Here is a 17,798-nt window from a genome sequence, read left to right on the forward strand (position 1 = left end):
GGGGGTCCCTTTTTCCAGATTCGGCGAGTCGCATTTGCGCAACAAACACGCCCCGGCTCTAGTCAAGCCGGGGCTGATTGCAACCGCTGCCGAAACGCGGCTGGGGATTTGCAAACGGGCACGGCCCGGGGGCCGCCCCGCCTGCGAAAACGCGAATCAGTCCGCGTGGTGTTCGCCGCGCACCCAGCGCACCGTGCCCGAGCTGGCGCGCATCACGACGCTTTCGGTCGTCATCTTGCCGCCCTTGAGACGCTTCACGCCATCCAGCAGCGAACCGTCGGTCACGCCGGTGGCGGCGAAAATGCAATCGCCCTTGGCGAGATCGCCCAGCTTGTAGATGCGGTTGAGGTCTTCGATGCCCCACTTACGCGCGCGCGCCTTTTCATCTTCGTTGCGGAACACGAGACGGCCGTTGAACTGCCCGCCGACGCAACGCAGCGCCGCCGCCGCCAGCACGCCTTCCGGCGCGCCGCCCTGCCCCATGTAGAGGTCGATGGTGGTTTCCGGATTGGTGACCGCGATCACGCCCGCGACATCGCCATCGGGGATCAACTGGATGCCGCAGCCCAGCGCGCGCAGTTCGGCGATCAGGTCCGCATGGCGCGGGCGATCGAGCACGCAGACGATGATTTCGTTCGGCGCCACGCCCTTGGCCGCAGCCACGGCCTTGACGTTCTCGGTCGGGCTCTTGGCCAGATCGATGATCCCTTCGGGATAGCCCGGGCCGACGGCCAGCTTGTCCATGTACACGTCGGGCGCGTTGAGCAGGCAGCCTTCTTCGGCCGCCGCCAGCACGGCCAGCGCATTGGGGCCCGCCTTAGCGGTGATGGTGGTCCCTTCCAGCGGATCGAGTGCAATGTCGATCTTCGGGCCGCGGCCCGGCGCGCCGCCGACCTTTTCCCCGATGTAAAGCATCGGCGCCTCGTCGCGTTCGCCCTCGCCGATCACCACGGTGCCGTCCATGTAGAGTTCGTCGAACGCCTTGCGCATCGCTTCGACGGCGGCGGCATCGGCGGCCTTTTCATCGCCCCGGCCAATCAGGCGGGACGCGGAAATGGCGGCGGCTTCGGTCACGCGGACCATTTCAAGCACCAGCACGCGATCAAGAACGGTGCTGGCGGGAGTAGCGCTCGTGTCAGACATTGGGATCCTATCCGGTATGACGTGTTCCAAGGGGCCTTAAGCCCAGCCCCGTTAAACGGCAATTGTTGCCATATGATTGTGCGGCAGGATCACCCTGCCAGCAGTTGCATGACCAGCGGCGGCGCGGTGAGGCTGGGCGACCCTTCGAGCAGCGTCAGAGCCTGTTTGACCGCGCTTTCGGGCGCTTCGTGCGTGACAATCGCCACCAGCACTTCACCGCCTTCGGCAGGCGTGCCTTTCTGCAGCAGGCTTTCGATCGAAACCCCCGCATCGCGCATCGCGGCAGTGATCTCGGCCAGGACACCCGGCCGGTCGTTGACTGCAAAGCGGATATAGCAGCGGCCCGTGCGATGGCCCGATTCCGCCGGTTCCAGCTTTTCCAGTTCGTGGCCGGGGACGGAGAACGGCGCACCGATCTCACCCCGGGCGATATCGATCAGGTCCGCCACCACGGCGCTGGCCGTGGGCCCGTCGCCCGCGCCAGCGCCCTGGAATAGCAGGCGGCCGGAGAAATTGCCTTCGGTGACGACCGCGTTGGTCGGCCCATCGACATGGGCGAGCGGATGCCCATTGGGCACAAGGCACGGTTGCACCCGCTGGAACAGACGCTGGCGCCCGGTTTCGTCCCGCTGCGATTCGGCCAGGCCGATCAGGCGGATGACGTAGCCCAGCGCTTCCGCCTGTGCGATGTCTTCGGCCCGCAGGGCCGAAATGCCGGTGGTGTCGACATTGGCGAAATCGACTTCCGCCCCGAAGGCGATCGCGGCGAGAATCGACAGCTTGTGCGCAGCATCGATCCCTTCGATATCGAACGTCGGATCGGCTTCGGCGTAGCCCAGCATTTGCGCCTCAGCTAGCACGTCGCCGAAATCGCGCCCCGTATCCTCCATAGTGGAAAGGATGTAATTGCAGGTGCCGTTGAGAATGCCATAGACGCGTTCGATCGCGTTGGCCGCCGTGCCTTCGCGCAGGCCCTTGATCACCGGAATGCCACCGGCCACCGCCGCTTCGAATTTCAGCGCAACGCCCGCCGTTTCCGCCGCCTTGGCCAGCGACAAACCATGATGCGCGATCATCGCCTTGTTCGCGGTGACCAGCGCCTTGCCGTCGCGAATCGCATTGCGCGCCAGTGTCAGCGCCGGACCGTCCGACCCGCCGACCAGTTCAACCACGACATCGACATCGCCGCGCGCGGCCATCGCGGTCATATCGTCTTCCCAGGCGAACCGGGTCAGATCGACGCCACGATCCTTGGTCCGGTCACGCGCGCTGACCGCGACAATTGCGATTTCGCGCCCGGCCCGCCGGGTGATCAGATCGCGGTTGGCATCAAGCAGGCGAATCACGCCGGCACCAACAGTACCGAGCCCGGCCAGGGCGATTCGCAACGGTTCGGCCATCAAAGCCCCCTTCGTTTCGTATAGCGTGCAGCGCCGCGCCCACCGCAGGGTGTGCGGCGCATGGGAACCTGCGCCCTAGGGGATGCGCACGCCAAAGACCAGAGCCCTGTCGCGCCCGTGTGAAAGCACGCCATGAAAGCCCTGTATGCCGGGCAGCATTATTTGCGCGTACGCGCGCAGACCCCCAGTTCCTGCTTGATCAGCGCATAATCGCGCAGGGCACGGCTGCGGTCGGCATCGCCTCGGGCGAGATTCGCCTGGGCGGGCAGCCGGCCGGGCAGCGTGCAGGCAAGGCGATACCACGCCAGCGTATCGGGCGCGGGCGAACGTCCGGCCTGATCGACCAGTTCGGACCACGACACGCTCCAGATCGGGCTCGCCCCCGGCCGCCGCACGACTGAAACCAGCACCGGCCCGTCGCTGACGCTGTCGAGGAAAAGCTGAGTCTCCGATTCCCCCGCCAGATTGCCCTGCACCGACAGGATATCGCGAATCCCCGCGATGCGCGGCGGGGCGCCGGGATCGGCCAGCTCCGCCAGCAGCGGCATGAGCCGCGCGGCAGTGACCGGGTCAGCCGGAAGCTGCGCATCCGGGGCGACAAGCTGCAGCTCCCCCGGCTTGCCGGGCACGGCACGGGCGAACACGATGTAGCTCTTTCCGCGCACCTTCGGCACTCGCCGGTCCGCTCCCACCGGCACATCCACCAGATATTTCACCACTTTGACCGGTGGCACCTGCCCGGCGAGCGCAGCTTCGGGCCTGGCTTCGACATAGAGCCGCACTTTGCCCGGCGACAGGCCCGGCGAGCGGGCGGGATCGATCATCGACTGGCGCGTTATCTTGACCCGCAGAACCAGTTGGGCGGGGTCCGCCAGATCGGCCAGATCGGCATAAGTCAGCGCGGATGCCGGGGCCGGGGCCGGAGCCGGGGTCGCGGCCCCGGCCGAAGTCAGGCCCGCCAGGGCCGCGCAGGCCGCCAGACAGATCGCGCCGCGCCGCGCGCTCTTGGTGATTTTCATACTCTGCACCTTCTGCTCACCCACACTGCTGGCGGTTTCGCGCACCGCCTGATCGGGCCGTATTGTCCGTCACGGACAGTTCAACGGCAAGCGCTTGAATCCACCATGAACCGATAAAGCGTTTGCGCAGGTCGCACTTCGCAGTTAAAGAGCCCTGAAAAACGGGGTAGAAAACACGTTTCGCCCCAGATTGCCCGACGAAACATCGAACAGGGCAACGTGAGGCCATCCGGCCTAAACTGGCAGGGTAAAAAACTGGATTTTTGCGCCAGTCGGTGAGGCCGACCCGTCGCTGGCGTAGCCCGGGGTTTGCCCCCGGGGAGCTGAATGGAGTGATGCGACTGAATGGCTTACGCTGACCAATCAACGAGCAGTAACCGCGTTATTGCGCTGGTTGTGGTTGCTCTGCTCCACGTCCTTCTTGGTTATGGCCTGGTGACTGGCCTTGCCTTCGAAGCAGTCAAGAAGGTCGCGCAGCGCGTGACGACGATCGATATCGAGGAGGAGAAGCCCAAGGAAGAGCTTCCTCCACCGCCCCCCCCCAAGGAAGCGCCGCCGCCGCCCATCGTGGCGCCGCCGCCGCCCATCAACATTTCGCCGGCACCGCCGCCGATCTCGACGGTGACACACGCACCGCCGCCGCCGCCGATCGTGATCCCGACGGCTGCACCGCCGCCACCGCCGCCGCCGCCGCCGCGGGTCGCTCCCAAGGCGCCGCAACCGCGGAACAGCCCGGGCAGCTGGGCCACGCCGGATGATTATCCGACCAAGGCGATGCGCGAAGATCGCGCCGGCACCACCCGCTTCTCCGTTACCGTGGATGCCGAAGGCAAGGTGACGAGCTGTCAGGTCACCGGTTCGAGCGGCCACAGCGATCTCGATGATGCCACCTGCAAACTGGTGACCCGTCGCGCCCGCTTCAAGCCGGCAACCGATGGCGAAGGCAATCCGACCACGGGCAGCTACAGCAACGCCGTTCGCTGGCAGATTCCCCGGTAATTTAACACTGGCCGCCGCTCGGCTCTGGACGGCGCGGCGACTGTTTCAACCCGTCTTACATATCTTCTTGAGAGGACAACCCGCATGCTTATCGAAATTCTCGCTGCCGCCGCGCACGCGGCTCCGCAGAACAAGTTCGGCTTCAAGGAAGCTCTGGAACAGGGCGGTGCCGTTGCTTACGCAACCGTCATCATTCTGGGCATTATGTCGTTCGGTTCCTTCTACATCCTGTTCACCAAGCTGTTCGAACAGCAGAAGATCCTGAAACAGGGCCGCGAAGTGCGCACCGCGTTCTGGCGCGCTCCCTCGCTGCGTGACGGTGCTGCCAAGCTCGCCAAGAACAGCGCGTACCGCCAGATCGTCGACGACGCTCTCGACGCCGAAGATCAGCACAAGAAAATGACCGATACCCTCGAAGCGCATGACTGGATGCACGGTTCGCTCGCGCGTTCGGAAGCGGCCATCAACGCCAAGCTTGCCGGCGGTCTGCCGTTCCTCGCCACCGTGGGCGCCACCGCACCGTTCATCGGTCTGTTCGGTACCGTGGTCGGTATCTACCGCGCTCTGATCAATATCGGTCTCGCCGGTTCGGCATCGATCGACAAGGTTGCCGGTCCGGTCGGTGAAGCTCTGATCATGACCGCGCTCGGTCTGCTCGTGGCCGTTCCGGCCGTGCTCGCCTACAACTGGCTGCAGTCGCGCAACAAGCGCATCGGCGGCGAAATCAACGGCTTCGCCACGGCCGTGCTTGCCAACCTGTCGTCGAACGGCGCTGTGAAGCCGACCACCGCTCCGGCTCCGGCTGCGAAGCCGGCCGCTGCTGCTGCCAAGCCGGCTGCTCCGGCAGCTGCGCCGAAGGCCTGAGGCCAGCGGAACGTATCGCGACGGGGAGGGACCGGCATGCGGGCCCCCTCCCCGTCCGAGAGACACGAAGTTTAGGATAGGATTACGACCATGGCCATTTCGATGGGCAGCGGCACCGAAGAGACCCCGATGTCGGACATCAACACCACGCCCCTCGTGGACGTGATGCTGGTTCTCCTGATCATCTTTCTCATCGCCGTTCCGGTAGCAATCCAGACTATCGAGAAGCTGCATATCCCCATCTTCGCCTCCCAGGAATCGGAGGACAAGGTCGAGAACCTCTTGTTGACGGTTTCGACCACGGATGCTTCGGGACGCAGCGCCGGTGATCCGGGTTACGAAGGCGCCAACCGCGGCGGTGAATGCCGCGTCTATTTCAACAACATCACACCGGTCAGCTCCCAGGAGCTCTACGATCAGGCTTTCAAACGTCTCGATGCCATCGTCCAGCGCGAAGGCGGGATCGATGCCATCATGGCCAATCCGGAAAAGGTCCCGCAGGTCCATATCCGCGGTGACGTGAATGCCCCGTGGCGCTGTGTTGCCGGTGCGATCTACAACGTGCAGGCGGCAGGCTATCCGACCGTCGGCTTCATCTCGAACCCGGTCGACCCGAACGGTTGACGGCCGGATTCGAGCCCATTCAGGAGTAATACCCCATGGCAATGTCAGGCGGTAAGGACGATGGCTCCCCGATGATGGAAATGAACACGACGCCGTTGATCGACGTCATGCTCGTGCTCCTCATCATGTTCATCATCACCATCCCGGTTGCGACCCACGCAGTGAACATCGATCTGCCCGCACCCGTGGACAACCCCACGAACCCGCCGGTCGATCCGGTGAAGAACAAGGTCGTCCTGACCACGGACAACCAGATTCTGTGGAACGGCAATCCGATCAGCAACGGCCAGCTCGTCTCGCTGTTGCAGGAAGGTCTCAAGATGCCGGTCGAACCCGAACTGCAGTTCGAACCGGATGCGAACGCCAGCTACGATCTTTCGTCGCGTGTGCTGAACATCATCAAGGGTTCGGGCATCACGAAGTTCGGCTTCGTCGGCAACGAACGCTACGCCTCTTTCACCAAGGAGGAAGGCGCCTGACCGGCACCTGATCCTCCCGGTGAAACCGGCATGAAGGGGCGGAGCAATCCGCCCCTTTTTGTTTGGGCGGCCGCTTTTGGGGGGTCGTATCGCCTGCCAATGCTCCTACCGACCGTGCGCCCATTCGCTCGTTCAGCGTGAGTGTCCAAGCCAGTCCCGCGCGGCGGCTGCCAGTCCGAAGGGGCTGACGCAAGGGCAGCTTCCAGCGCTGGAAAGCGCCCGGCCACACGTTCGGTGCGTGGCCTTCGACAGGCTCAGGCCGAACGGAAATTGTGCGGCAATCATACCCGGCCCGGGCCCAGCGTATCGGCAAACGATACGATCGCCGCCTTGCCAGCGCGGGCTCAGTTCTCATCCTCCTCAGGCGGATCGTCCGCGCGCATGGCGGCGGCGGCGAGCCCTTCGGCTTCGATCAGCAGCGCTTCGTCCACCGCTCCCTGCGGCACCGCCTCACGCCCGATCATGACCATCACCGGCACGGCCAGCGGGCTGACCCATTCAAGCCGTTCATGCACCAGTTGCTGCCCGGCCCGATCCAGCACGTCCGCCAGCCGGGCGATATCGGTCATCCGGCTGCGGGCATCGGCCCAGGCCGCTTCGAGCAGGACATGGCCCGGTTCGTGCTTGCGCAGCACGTCATAGATCAGGTCCGTGGAAAAAGTGACCTGCCGCCCGCTCTTGCGCGCGCCGGGATGCTGGCGCTCCACCAGCCCGCCGATCACCGCCACTTCGCGGAAGGCCCGCCGCAGCAGATAGGAATCGGCCACCCACTGCACGAATTCGTCCGTCAGGATATCGGGCGACAGCAAGGGCGCCGGATCGGCCACAGGCTTCAACCCCCACACCGCAAGCGCATAGTCGTTCGCCACGAAGCCGCCAGGCAGCAACCCGCGATCTTCCATCCGCCGGGTAATAAGCATGCCGAGCGACTGATTCGCGTTCCACCCTTCGAACGTGTAATAGACCGTGAAATGGCGGCCTTCATGGGGGAAGCTTTCCGCCAGCAGCATACCGGGCCCCGGAATCCGGCTGCGCCAATCCTGCATTTCCAGCCATTCGCGCACATCGTCGGGAAACCGCGCCCACCCCGCGCGGTCGCGCAGGAGACCTTGCACCCGGCTGGCGAGATGCGTGGTCAGCGGCATCCGTTGCCCGCCGTAGGACGGGATCATCGCCGATTTCTTCGCCGCGCGCACGATCAGGTCCAGATCCTTGATCCGCACGACCTCAAGGCTCATCCCGGCGAAATAGAACGTGTCGCCCGGCGACAGGGAGGCTGCAAACCGTTCCTCCACTTTACCCAGAGCCCGCCCGTTGCCGAAACGCACCTGCAGCATCTCCGCATCGACAATGATGCCCGCGTTCATCCGGTGGCGGGCAGCGAATTCCGGGTGAGCCAGCCGCCACACCCCCGCCCCATCCCGCACGATCCGCCGGAACCGGTCATAGGCTTCCAACGCATAGCCCCCGGTGGCGACGAAATGGAGAACGCGCTGCCACACCGCCTGATCGACCCAGCGATAAGCCGCGGCGGAGCGGATTTCAGCCAGCAGTTCCGCCTCGTGGAACGGCCCGGCGCAGGCACAGGCCATGACATGCTGCGCCAGCACGTCGAGCGTGCCGGGGCGAAACGCTTCCCCATCGCGCTGCCCGGCCTCCACCGCATCGCGCGCGGCCATGGCTTCGAGGAATTCGAACCGGTTGCCCGGCACCAGCAGCGCCCGGCTGGGCTGGTCGAGCCGGTGATTCGAACGGCCGATGCGCTGCAACAGCCGCGATGAGCCCTTGGGCGCGCCCATCTGCACCACGCAATCGACATCGCCCCAATCGACCCCGAGATCGAGGCTGGACGTGCAGACCAACGCCCGCAGTTCGCCCCGGGCCATCGCGCCTTCCACCTTGCGCCGCGCCTCCACCGAGAGCGAGCCGTGATGGATGCCGATCGGCAGATTGCCCTCGTTCGCGTCCCAGAGCAGTTGGAAAAGATATTCGGCAAGGAAGCGGGTGTTGGTGAAAATCAGCGTCGTCCGGTTGCGGGCGATCTCCTCCATCAGTTGCGGCACGGCCCAGCGCCCCGCATGGCCGCCCCAGGGGACAGTTTCCCCGCGCGGGAGCAGGATATCGATCTGCGGCTGAGCCCCCTTCTCTCCTTCGACCAGCACGACCTGCCGCCCGGTTTCCCCCACATCGCCCCCGTGCGGCGCCAGCCACTCGCGGAACCCCTCCGGATCAGAGAGCGTGGCCGAGAGGGCCGCACGCTGCATCGCGGGGGCCAGCCGTTGCAACCGCGCGAGACACAGCGCCAGCAGATCGCCGCGCTTGCCGGTGACGAAGGCATGCACTTCATCCACCACCACCCGTTTCAGGCTGGCGAACAGGCCCGCGCTTTCGGGATAGCTGAGCAGCAGCGAGAGGCTTTCAGGCGTGGTCAGCAGGACATGCGGCGGGCGGACACGCTGGCGCCGTTTGCGGTCCGACGGGGTATCGCCGCTGCGCGTTTCCACCCGCAGCGGCAGTCCCATGTCCGCGATCGGGGTGAGCAGGTTGCGCTGCACATCGTGCGCCAGCGCCTTGAGCGGGGAGACGTAGAGCGTGTGCAGCCCTTCCGGCGGCGGCCCCTCACCCAGTTGCGAAGGGCAGAAGGCGGCCAGAGTGGGCAGGAAGCCCGCCAGCGTCTTGCCCGCCCCGGTATCGGCCGCCAGCAGCGCATGATGGCCTTCGCAGGCCACGCGGTACATCGCCTGCTGGTGGTCGCGCACGCGCCACCCGCGCGCGGCGAACCAAGCCTCGATCTCCGTTGGCAGATGCGGCGGCCTGCTCACTCCCGCCACTCCCGGCCAAGTTGACACAGTTGACACGGTTCAGGAGTGCGCATTCGCGCCGCCCACACAGCCTGCCCGGATACCGCGGCGGGCATGGAAACGGCAGGGGCGGCTCCGATCGTCATGAGAACGAATGGAGCACGAAACCGCCGTGTAGGAAAGCGCCGCCCGCGACGGCGGGATCGCGGATCCCGCGTTACGTCCCGGCGGTGTCGCCCGCCGGCGGGGTGCAGGCATCTTCCGGCAATTCCTTCAGGCCGAGCAGCTTCATCACCTGCGCCTTTTCCGCCGCGCTCAGATCGCAGGTGGTACGCGGCGGAGGGAGATTGGCCGTGGCCGCTTTCGCCGCCGCTTCGATGGCGGGCATTTCCTGGATCATCACCGGCATCAGCTTCTGCATCGTCTGCATGACTTCGGGATCGAGGAAAATCATCATCGACTGTTCGGCATAGAGCTTGCCCGTGGGCGTGGCGAAGAACCGGTTCAACTCGCCAAGCTGGGCGGCATCGAAACGGCTGGCGTAGGCGCGGGTGAGCCCGACACGGATATCCGGTTCGATCTTGCTCATGATCACGGTCATCCGGTCCATCATCGCCCGCATGCCGCCTTCCATACGCTGGCGGAATACCGGGTCGTAGATCGCCATGACTTCGCTCACTTTGCCGTCGCCAAGCTCGGTAAGGCTGTCAGGGGCCATTCCGGTCATCCGGGCGAGTTCGTGCACGGGGAGCGAGCCGACCGATTCGAACACCGGCCCGAGCACGGCGTCGAGCGATTCCTTCATCATCCGCGCATAGGTGCCTTCGGGAAAGATCAGGTCGACAGTGCGCTGTGCGGCCTGCAAACGGGCCGGATCGATCGCCTGCGCGGGCTGGGCCGCCGCCGCGGGATCGCGATCGTTGGCGCCCGCCGCCAGCGGCACCAGAGCCAGCGCCGCACCGGCAAGTATCGAAAATCCACGCATCGTCCGCTCCTCAGGCCAGCGCCCGAAAACGAGCGACCATCCACCATATCCGGGGGAACCAACGCCCACCCCGGATGGCATGAAGCGATCATTGGCGAAGAGCGTCCGGCCAGACAAGAGGCAACGCCCCCTGCTTGCGGTAGCCCGAGTCAGTGCGCGACGGATGGGCCGCGTGTCAGCCCCGAAAGGCCCAGTTGCGTATCGATCTGCGTCAACAGCCGTTCCAACCCCTCCGCAGTCGTGCTTTCCGCGCGGGCGACCAGCACATCCTGCGTGTTGGAAGCGCGCAGCAGCCACCAGCCATCGGGGGTGGTGACCCGCACGCCATCGGTCGCATCGACCGCCGCCGCACCGGCTTGCAGCCGCGCCCGCACCTCGTCGATCACGCCGAACTTGCGGCTTTCGTCCACCTGGAAGCGCAATTCGGGCGTGTTGATCATCGCCGGCATCGCGCCGCGCAGGTCCGTCACCGAACGGCCCAGGCGCGCAGCGGCGGCAATCAGCCGCACCCCGGCATAGAGCGCATCGTCGAACCCGTAATAGGCATCGGCAAAGAACACATGCCCGCTCATCTCGCCCGCCAGCGGCGCGCCGGTTTCCTGCATTTTCGCCTTGATCAGGCTGTGCCCGGTCTTCCACATCAGCGGCACGCCGCCTTGCCCGGCCACAAGATCGAACAGGGCCGCGCTGGCTTTCACATCGGCGATAACCGTGGCGCCCGGCATTTGCCGGAGCAGATCCTGCGCATAGATCATCAGCAGCTGATCGCCCCAGATCACCCGTCCCTGTCCATCGACCGCGCCGATCCGGTCACCATCGCCATCGAACGCGATCCCGAAATCGAGCCCTTTGTCCGCGACCAGCGCTTTGAGATCGGCCAGATTGGCTTCCACTGTCGGATCCGGGTGATGGTTGGGAAAGGCCCCGTCGACAGCGGTGTAAAGCAGATGATGTTCGCCCGGCAGGCGCGCCGTCAGCGCTTCCAGCGCCGGGCCCGCCGCGCCGTTGCCCGCGTCCCAGCCGATCCGCAGACCCGCCAGTTCCTCCGGCGCGATCCCGTCCAGCCCGGCCAGCAGGCGAGCGATATAGGCATCCATCACGGCGCGGGTTTCCACCGCGCCCATGCCGTCCGCCCATGCGCCATCGGCCGCCACTTCGCCCAGTCTGGCGATATCCGCGCCGAAGAACGGGCGGCCCTGGAACACCATCTTGAAGCCGTTGTAATTGGCCGGGTTGTGGCTGCCGGTGATCTGGATTCCGCCATCGATATCGCCGCCCGCCGCTTCGGCGAAATAGAGCATCGGCGTGGCCGACAGCCCGATCCGCACGACATCGCACCCGCTCGCCGTCAATCCTTCGACCAGCGCATGTTCGAGCAGCGGCGAACTGATCCGCCCGTCATAGCCGACCGCGACTTTGCGCCCGCCCGCCGCGCGCAGTAGCGTGGCGAAACTGCGGCCGATGGCGCGGGCATCGTCGGGCCCCAGCGTCTCGCCGATGATCCCGCGAATATCGTATTCGCGCAGGATCGTGGGATCGAACCTGTGATTCATGGCCGCTCGCGCCCGGATGCCTTGAGCCGGGCCAGCAGGAGATCGCGCGCGGCATTGGCTTCGTGCGCCTGTTCGCCCGTGCCGCCCCGATCGGGGTGGACCCGTGCGATCAGGCGGCGGTGCGCGTCGACAATCTCGGCCTGGGTGGCGTTCCTGCTGACTCCCAGCAGCGCCCGGGCACGCTGTTCGGCTTGCTCTTCGCCTGTTCCCAGGCCGAGCATCTGCCAGGGCCAGGCCCGCAGCAGCACTCTGCAAACGAGGCTCGCGACGAGCAGGATCGCCAGGAGCTTCAACATCGCCGGATCAGCCCGCCGCGATGCGCCGGGCCGGTTGCTGCGCCCCCGCCGGCATCGGCAGATTGAGCGCGGCGATCAGACTGCGCAATTCCTGCCGCGCGACCAGATGGCTGGTGCCCAGTTCGCCCAGATGCCCCTTGTCCAGCAGCGTGAGGCCCGAAGGGAACAGTTCGCGATAGATCACGCGTTCAGACAGGCCGTGCGAAGTGCGGAAACCCACCCGCTTGGACAGTTCGGCCAGCGCCTGTTCGATACGCGTCATATTGCGCGCTTCGACATGGCCGGTGCGGTTGCGCACTACCACCCAGTCCATTTCGCGCCGCTGATCGCGGATCGTGGCCATGGCGCGCTTCTTGCGCGTTTCCCAGATCAGTTCGGCATAGAAGCTCAACCGTTTGACCTTGAAGCTTTCGGCATCGACCTGCCCGATCAGATCGAAATCGACGAAGCTGTCGTTCATCGGCGTCACCAGCGTATCGGCGGTGGTCGCCACATGGCGCGCCAGCGGATCGTCGCGGCCGGGCGTATCGAACAGCAGGAAATCATGCTCCGCCGACAGGCTTTCCGCCAGATGATCCAGCTCGTCGGTGCTGGTGCCGTCATAGACATCGAAACGCGCCATCGGCAGATCAACGCCCCGGCGCCTGAGCGTTTCCGCCCGGTTTTCGAGATAGCGGTAGAAGGTGCGCTGGCGCGGATCGAGATCGATCGCGGCGACTCTGGCGCCCTGATAGGCGAGCGCGATGGCGACATGGACCGCAGTGGTCGATTTGCCGGTGCCGCCTTTTTCGTTGGCGAAGACGATACGATGGGGCTGGGACGAGTTCACGGCGGCAGTTCCTGTTGCGTTTCGACCAGTTCGGCGTCACGGCTGGCGCGACATCCATACCGCCCATATCGGAGGCCCGGCCCCATGCAAACCGTGAACACCCTTGGAACACTGCGCGAAGCTGTGGAGAGTTTGCGTGCCACAGGGCCGGTGGCGCTCGTCCCCACCATGGGCGCGCTGCATCAGGGGCACCTGACTTTGGTGCGCGAAGCGCGCGCGCGCGGGGCCCAGGTCGTCGCCTCGATCTTCGTCAACCCCCGGCAATTCGGGCCGAATGAGGATCTCGACGCCTACCCCCGGCGGATGGCCGAGGACTCGCGGCTGCTCTCCGAGGAAGGCGTCGCCGTGCTCTGGGCGCCCGATGTGGCCGAAATGTATCCCCAGGGGTTCTCCACCAATATTTCCGTCACCGGGGTCAGCGACAATTTCTGCGGCGCGTCCCGCCCCGGCCATTTCGACGGGGTGGCCACCGTGGTGTGCAAGCTGTTCAACCAGGTGCGGCCCGATCTGGCCCTGTTCGGAGAAAAGGACTGGCAGCAACTCGCCGTGATCCGCCGCATGGCCCGCGATCTCGACCTGTCCTACCCCCATGTGGACGCGATCTACGGCGTGCCCACCGTGCGCGAGGCGGACGGCCTCGCCATGTCGAGCCGCAACCAGTACCTCTCCGCCGAAGAGCGGCAGGCGGCAGCGACTCTGCCCACCGCGATGCGCGCCGCGCTGGCCGCTATCGCGGGCGGGACACCGGTGGCCGATGCGCTCGCCTCGTTGCGCGCCAGCCTGCTTGCCGCGGGCTTTTCCTCCATCGACTATGCCGATCTGGCCGATGCGGCGAGCCTTGAGCCCATTGCCGCCCCCGGCGCGGTTCCGGCGCGGCTGCTGGTCGCCGCGCGGCTGGGGTCGACGCGCCTGATCGACAACATGCCGCTGGGCTGATTCGCTTGCCGCGATCATAGGGGGCGAGTAAAGAGCGCGTGGGGTCCGTTGGTTCCGGCCGATGCGACAGAAAACTGCACGCCGGTTTTTCAAACAGGGAGTTCAGCAATGAAAAAGACGATCGCCGCCGTTCTGGCGCTGGCCATTTCCGCCACGGCGATGCCAGCCATGGCCAAGAACGAATCCTCTGGACGCAAGCAACAGGCGCGCGGCACGGCCGAAATTCCGCGGTGCGCCCGCAATCTCGGCACCGTGGCCATCGTCGAGCCGGACACTCAGTGGTGGCGCGAACTCAGCCTCGGCAGCCCCGAAGCGATCATCCGGGTCTTCATTCAGCGTTCGGGCTGCTTCACGCTCGTCAACCGTGGTCGGGCGATGGAAAATCGCGCGATGGAACGCGCGCTGGCCGATCAGGGCGAACTGCAACGCGGCTCCAACCTCGGCAAGGGCCAGGTCAAGGCAGCCGACTACATGCTCCAGCCCGACATTGTCTCGACCAACCGCAATTCGGGCGGCGGCGGCTTCGGCGGCATTCTCGGCAACGTCATCGGCGGCCCGATCGGGGCCATCGCGGGCGGGCTGAACGTCAAGAAGGGCGAAGCCAACGTCACTCTGTCGCTGGTCAACACCCGCACCACGGTCGAAGAAGCGTTGACGGAAGGCTATGCCCGCAAGTCCGACCTCAGCTGGGGCGGCGGCGGCGGCGGGCTGTTCGGCGGCGGCGTCTTCGGTGCGGCCGGCGGCGGCAGCTATGAAAACACCGCGATCGGGCAGATCATCGTGCTCGCCTATCTCGATTCCTACACCAAGCTGGTGTCGGAACTGGGCGGCCTGCCTTCGGACGCCTCGGCAGCGGCGCCGCCTGCCGAGTAAGCAGGCATGGAAGCCGCAAGGCCATTATGAATACGAACGAGGCGGAACCGCAAGGTTCCGCCTTTTTCTTTGCCGCACGGGGCCGCCACCGAATGGGGCCCTCTGGGAAAAACAGGGGAGAAAAGACATGATAAAGACAACGATCCGAACCGTTGCGGCAGCAAGCGTGCTCGCCCTGCTGACGGGCTGCGGCGGAAGCGGAGACACGAACGGCGGCAAGGAGGCCGCTGCACCGGCAGGCAAACCCGCCTAGAACGCGGCCGACGCCTGTACGCTGCTCGACAAGGGCGCGGTCGGGGCGGCTTTGCAGCAGGACGTGGCGGAGACGCAGCTCAGCCTCGTGCATGAAGCGGACGGTGCCACCGCCGCAACGTCGGAATGCCTCTATCTGGGGAAGGACGGCGCCAGCGTGGCCCGCCTGTCGGCCCGCTGGTCCCCCATCGGCGACAACACGGCAGAGTCGATCGCCGGAGCGCGCACCACCACCGCCGCTGCGGTCAAGGCATTCAGCGATACCCCGGTTGAGGATATCGCGGGGCTGGGCAAGGCCGCGTTCTTCGTGCCCGGCATCAACCAGCTCACTGTCTTTTTCGACGATAAGCGGATGATCGTGCTGACCGTGGAGAAAGCACCCGAAGGGGCAAATGCCAGGGACATCGCTCTGGCTCTCGCGAAGAAGGCCGGAGGCTGACCCAAAAAGGGGGGTCACCGCCCCCCTTTCACCTATCCGTCAGCTACAACCCGTCGGACATACAAAAAACGCCCCCGCATCATCGATGCGGGGGCGTTGTTATTCCCTTGCGGGCCTGAGGCGTCAGGCCGCCTTCTTGCCTTTCTTGCCCGCCCAAACCTGCTGCTTGGCGAGGTAGGCCAGCACGGTGGCGAAGAGCAGGAAGCCGAGCACCGGCCAGCCCGTCTGCTTGCGCTTGTCGAGCTTCGGTTCCGCGGTCCAGGTCAGGAACGCGGCCACGTCCTGCGCCATCTGGTCAACCGTGGCCTTGGTCCCGTCGCCATAGCTGACCTGATCGGTGCCGGTCAGCGGCGGCGCCATCGCCAGATTGAGATTGGCGAAATAGGGATTGTAGTGGAGGCCCGGGCCGGTCTTCGAATCCGGGAACTGCTTGATCAGTTCGGCCGGCTGCTTCTGATAGCCCGTCAGCAGCGAGTAGATATAGGCCGCGCCGTCATGCCGGGCCTTGGTCATCAGCGACAGATCGGGCGGCACGGCATTGTTGTTGGCAGCGCGCGCAGCGATGTCATTCGGGTAAGGCTTGGGGAAATAATCCGTCGCCAGACCGGGGCGCGTCGTCGCCTCACCCGTGTTCGGGTCGACGCCGGGCACCTGGAAGCCTTTCGCGATCGCCTTGATCTCAGCCTCGTTGTAGCCCAGCGCGCCGAGATCGCGGAACGCCACATGGCGCAGCGAGTGGCAGGCGGAGCAGACTTCCTTGTAAACCTGGAAACCACGCTGCAACTGCTGCTTGTCGAATTTGCCGAAGGGGCCATCGCTGGCGAGATGCAGCTTCTTCGGATGCTTGTGGAATTCATGCTCCGCCGTGGCGGGCTTGAGCTGGCCTTCGCTGATGACCGTGGCGGCACCAGTGACGAAAGCCCACAACACTGCGACCGTGAAGAACAGGCCGACGAGGATACCGATAATGCGGGTCATATCCGATACTTTCTCTCAGGTCCGTTCCGTCAGCTTGCTGCCTTGAGCGCCGCCTGCTCGTCCGCGCCGAGGACGGCTTCGGTGATCGAGAAGGGCAGCGGATCCGGCTTCTCAATCTGCGAGACGAGCGGCAGGATCACCAGGAAGTGCAGGAAGTAGTACGCGGTCGCGAGCTGGCTGATCATCACGTAGGGTTCTTCGGCAGCGGCACCGCCGCAATAGCCGAGGACAGCCACGCACGGGATGAGACCGAACCAGAAGAACTTGCGGAACAGCGGACGGAAGTTGCCCGAACGCACCGGCGATTTGTCCAGCCAGGGCAGGAAGAACCACACCAGAATCGCGCTGAACATGGCCAACACGCCCATCAGCTTCGCCGGAATGAACAGGAAGTCCGCAGTGAACGCACGCAGGATCGCGTAGAACGGCCAGAAGTACCATTCGGGCACAATATGCGCCGGGGTGCTCATCGGGTTGGCCGGAATGTAGTTGTCCGGGTGACCCAGCGCGTTCGGCAGGAAGAACAGCATCGCGCAGTAGAGGATCAGGAAAATCCCCAGTCCGAAACCGTCCTTCGCCGTGTAGTACGGGTGGAACGGCACGGTGTCGCTTTCGCTTTTCACTTCCACGCCGGTCGGGTTCGACGAACCCGGGATGTGGAGCGCCCAGATGTGCAGGATCACCACCCCGGCGATCACGAAGGGCAGCAGGAAGTGCAGCGAGAAAAAGCGGTTGAGCGCGGCGTTGTCCGGGGCGAAACCGCCCAGCAGCCACACCTGCAGCGGTTCGCCGACCACCGGGATCGCACCGAACAGGCCGGTGATCACTTTCGCGCCCCAGAAGCTCATCTGGCCCCAGGGCAGCACGTAGCCCATGAAGGCGGTGGCCATCATCAGCAGAAAGATCACCACGCCCAGCAGCCACACCATTTCGCGCGGCGCCTTGTAGGAACCGTAGTAGAGGCCGCGGAAGATGTGGAGATAGACCACCACGAAGAACGCGCTGGCGCCGTTGGCGTGCGCATAGCGCAGCATCCAGCCCCAGTTCACATCGCGCATGATGTGTTCGGTGGAATCGAAAGCAACCAGCGCGTTGGGCGCATAGTGCATGGCCAGGATCACCCCGGTGACGATCTGGAGAACGAGACAGAAGCCCGCCAGAACACCGAAGTTCCAGAAATAGTTGAGATTGCGCGGCACGGGATAACCGCTGCCCACCGCATTGTAGACGAGCCGGGGAAGCGGAAGCTTCTCATCCACCCATTTCATCAGCGGGTGGGACGGCGAGTATTCGTTTGCCCAGGGAAAGCTCATGATCGTCCTCTCCCC

The 17,798-nt window shown here is 65.2% G+C and carries 18 protein-coding genes; 8 read left to right on the forward strand and 10 right to left on the reverse strand.

Annotated elements, in window-relative coordinates:
- Positions 1 to 156: 156 nt before the first annotated feature.
- The 3 genes from glpX to K5X80_RS01805 all read right to left on the reverse strand — a co-directional run bounded on the left by glpX (position 157) and on the right by K5X80_RS01805 (position 3,562).
- Positions 157 to 1,143 (reverse strand): class II fructose-bisphosphatase, encoded by a 987-nt coding sequence (glpX, locus tag K5X80_RS01795; protein ID WP_222559158.1) that lies wholly within the window; start codon positions 1,141 to 1,143, stop codon positions 157 to 159.
- Positions 1,144 to 1,232: 89 nt separating this feature from the next.
- On the reverse strand, positions 1,233 to 2,543 hold the full coding sequence (locus tag K5X80_RS01800) for a homoserine dehydrogenase (protein WP_222559159.1): 1,311 nt from the start codon (positions 2,541 to 2,543) through the stop codon (positions 1,233 to 1,235).
- Between the two features lie 158 nt (positions 2,544 to 2,701).
- Entirely contained in the window at positions 2,702 to 3,562 is an 861-nt protein-coding gene (locus tag K5X80_RS01805) for a hypothetical protein (protein WP_222559160.1), read from the reverse strand.
- Between the two features lie 345 nt (positions 3,563 to 3,907).
- Here K5X80_RS01805 and K5X80_RS01810 point away from each other — a divergent pair, with 345 nt between their 5' ends.
- The 4 genes from K5X80_RS01810 to K5X80_RS01825 all read left to right on the forward strand — a co-directional run bounded on the left by K5X80_RS01810 (position 3,908) and on the right by K5X80_RS01825 (position 6,528).
- Positions 3,908 to 4,561 (forward strand): energy transducer TonB, encoded by a 654-nt coding sequence (locus K5X80_RS01810; RefSeq protein ID WP_222559161.1) that lies wholly within the window; start codon positions 3,908 to 3,910, stop codon positions 4,559 to 4,561.
- An 84-nt stretch (positions 4,562 to 4,645) separates the two neighbouring features.
- Complete coding sequence (locus K5X80_RS01815) at positions 4,646 to 5,425, forward strand: MotA/TolQ/ExbB proton channel family protein (RefSeq protein ID WP_283249209.1); 780 nt, start codon at positions 4,646 to 4,648, stop codon at positions 5,423 to 5,425.
- Positions 5,426 to 5,515: 90 nt separating this feature from the next.
- Positions 5,516 to 6,049 carry an ExbD/TolR family protein gene (locus K5X80_RS01820; RefSeq protein ID WP_261390588.1) on the forward strand — a complete coding sequence of 178 codons (534 nt, stop codon included), beginning with the start codon at positions 5,516 to 5,518 and terminating at the stop codon, positions 6,047 to 6,049.
- 35 nt (positions 6,050 to 6,084) lie between these two features.
- Positions 6,085 to 6,528, forward strand: a complete 444-nt coding sequence (locus K5X80_RS01825; protein ID WP_283249210.1) for an ExbD/TolR family protein — start codon at positions 6,085 to 6,087, stop codon at positions 6,526 to 6,528.
- 344 nt (positions 6,529 to 6,872) lie between these two features.
- Here K5X80_RS01825 and K5X80_RS01830 read toward each other — a convergent pair whose 3' ends face one another.
- From K5X80_RS01830 to K5X80_RS01850, 5 genes are all read right to left on the reverse strand, one after another.
- Entirely contained in the window at positions 6,873 to 9,350 is a 2,478-nt protein-coding gene (locus K5X80_RS01830) for a ligase-associated DNA damage response DEXH box helicase (protein WP_261390589.1), read from the reverse strand.
- 196 nt (positions 9,351 to 9,546) lie between these two features.
- Positions 9,547 to 10,314 (reverse strand): DUF2059 domain-containing protein, encoded by a 768-nt coding sequence (locus K5X80_RS01835; protein ID WP_222559162.1) that lies wholly within the window; start codon positions 10,312 to 10,314, stop codon positions 9,547 to 9,549.
- A gap of 149 nt (positions 10,315 to 10,463) precedes the next feature.
- Positions 10,464 to 11,867, reverse strand: a complete 1,404-nt coding sequence (pgmG, locus tag K5X80_RS01840) for a phosphoglucomutase/phosphomannomutase PgmG (RefSeq protein WP_222559163.1) — start codon at positions 11,865 to 11,867, stop codon at positions 10,464 to 10,466.
- A complete protein-coding gene (locus tag K5X80_RS01845; RefSeq protein ID WP_222559164.1) occupies positions 11,864 to 12,163 on the reverse strand; it encodes a J domain-containing protein in 300 nt (99 codons plus the stop codon). Before K5X80_RS01845 ends, pgmG begins: the two co-directional genes overlap by 4 nt.
- A gap of 7 nt (positions 12,164 to 12,170) precedes the next feature.
- Positions 12,171 to 12,992, reverse strand: a complete 822-nt coding sequence (locus K5X80_RS01850) for a division plane positioning ATPase MipZ (RefSeq protein WP_222559165.1) — start codon at positions 12,990 to 12,992, stop codon at positions 12,171 to 12,173.
- Between the two features lie 84 nt (positions 12,993 to 13,076).
- Between K5X80_RS01850 and panC the strand changes: the two genes are divergently transcribed.
- From panC to K5X80_RS01865, 4 genes are all read left to right on the forward strand, one after another.
- Positions 13,077 to 13,928: a pantoate--beta-alanine ligase gene (gene panC / locus K5X80_RS01855; RefSeq protein WP_222559166.1), complete on the forward strand. Its 852-nt coding sequence runs from the start codon at positions 13,077 to 13,079 to the stop codon at positions 13,926 to 13,928.
- A gap of 108 nt (positions 13,929 to 14,036) precedes the next feature.
- Positions 14,037 to 14,801, forward strand: a complete 765-nt coding sequence (locus tag K5X80_RS01860; protein ID WP_222559167.1) for a CsgG/HfaB family protein — start codon at positions 14,037 to 14,039, stop codon at positions 14,799 to 14,801.
- A 127-nt stretch (positions 14,802 to 14,928) separates the two neighbouring features.
- On the forward strand, positions 14,929 to 15,054 hold the full coding sequence (locus tag K5X80_RS17035) for a hypothetical protein (protein WP_261390590.1): 126 nt from the start codon (positions 14,929 to 14,931) through the stop codon (positions 15,052 to 15,054).
- Between the two features lie 63 nt (positions 15,055 to 15,117).
- A complete protein-coding gene (locus tag K5X80_RS01865; RefSeq protein ID WP_222559168.1) occupies positions 15,118 to 15,492 on the forward strand; it encodes a hypothetical protein in 375 nt (124 codons plus the stop codon).
- 123 nt (positions 15,493 to 15,615) lie between these two features.
- On the opposite strand, the gene K5X80_RS01870 is transcribed toward K5X80_RS01865, so the two are convergent.
- Positions 15,616 to 16,470, reverse strand: a complete 855-nt coding sequence (locus K5X80_RS01870; RefSeq protein ID WP_222559169.1) for a cytochrome c1 — start codon at positions 16,468 to 16,470, stop codon at positions 15,616 to 15,618.
- Between the two features lie 29 nt (positions 16,471 to 16,499).
- Positions 16,500 to 17,783, reverse strand: a complete 1,284-nt coding sequence (locus K5X80_RS01875) for a cytochrome b (protein ID WP_222559170.1) — start codon at positions 17,781 to 17,783, stop codon at positions 16,500 to 16,502.
- Positions 17,784 to 17,798: the final 15 nt, after the last annotated feature.

It is taken from the genome of Caenibius sp. WL, assembly GCF_019803445.1.
Lineage (GTDB): Bacteria > Pseudomonadota > Alphaproteobacteria > Sphingomonadales > Sphingomonadaceae > Caenibius.

Coding starts and splice junctions, on each gene's coding strand:
- glpX (WP_222559158.1), bottom strand. CDS start 1,143: ATGTCTGACACGAGCGCTACTCCCGCCAGCACCGTTCTTGATCGCGTG.
- K5X80_RS01800 (WP_222559159.1), bottom strand. CDS start 2,543: ATGGCCGAACCGTTGCGAATCGCCCTGGCCGGGCTCGGTACTGTTGGT.
- K5X80_RS01805 (WP_222559160.1), bottom strand. CDS start 3,562: ATGAAAATCACCAAGAGCGCGCGGCGCGGCGCGATCTGTCTGGCGGCC.
- K5X80_RS01810 (WP_222559161.1), top strand. CDS start 3,908: ATGGCTTACGCTGACCAATCAACGAGCAGTAACCGCGTTATTGCGCTG.
- K5X80_RS01815 (WP_283249209.1), top strand. CDS start 4,646: ATGCTTATCGAAATTCTCGCTGCCGCCGCGCACGCGGCTCCGCAGAAC.
- K5X80_RS01820 (WP_261390588.1), top strand. CDS start 5,516: ATGGCCATTTCGATGGGCAGCGGCACCGAAGAGACCCCGATGTCGGAC.
- K5X80_RS01825 (WP_283249210.1), top strand. CDS start 6,085: ATGGCAATGTCAGGCGGTAAGGACGATGGCTCCCCGATGATGGAAATG.
- K5X80_RS01835 (WP_222559162.1), bottom strand. CDS start 10,314: ATGCGTGGATTTTCGATACTTGCCGGTGCGGCGCTGGCTCTGGTGCCG.
- pgmG (WP_222559163.1), bottom strand. CDS start 11,867: ATGAATCACAGGTTCGATCCCACGATCCTGCGCGAATACGATATTCGC.
- K5X80_RS01845 (WP_222559164.1), bottom strand. CDS start 12,163: ATGTTGAAGCTCCTGGCGATCCTGCTCGTCGCGAGCCTCGTTTGCAGA.
- panC (WP_222559166.1), top strand. CDS start 13,077: ATGCAAACCGTGAACACCCTTGGAACACTGCGCGAAGCTGTGGAGAGT.
- K5X80_RS01860 (WP_222559167.1), top strand. CDS start 14,037: ATGAAAAAGACGATCGCCGCCGTTCTGGCGCTGGCCATTTCCGCCACG.
- K5X80_RS17035 (WP_261390590.1), top strand. CDS start 14,929: ATGATAAAGACAACGATCCGAACCGTTGCGGCAGCAAGCGTGCTCGCC.
- K5X80_RS01870 (WP_222559169.1), bottom strand. CDS start 16,470: ATGACCCGCATTATCGGTATCCTCGTCGGCCTGTTCTTCACGGTCGCA.
- K5X80_RS01875 (WP_222559170.1), bottom strand. CDS start 17,783: ATGAGCTTTCCCTGGGCAAACGAATACTCGCCGTCCCACCCGCTGATG.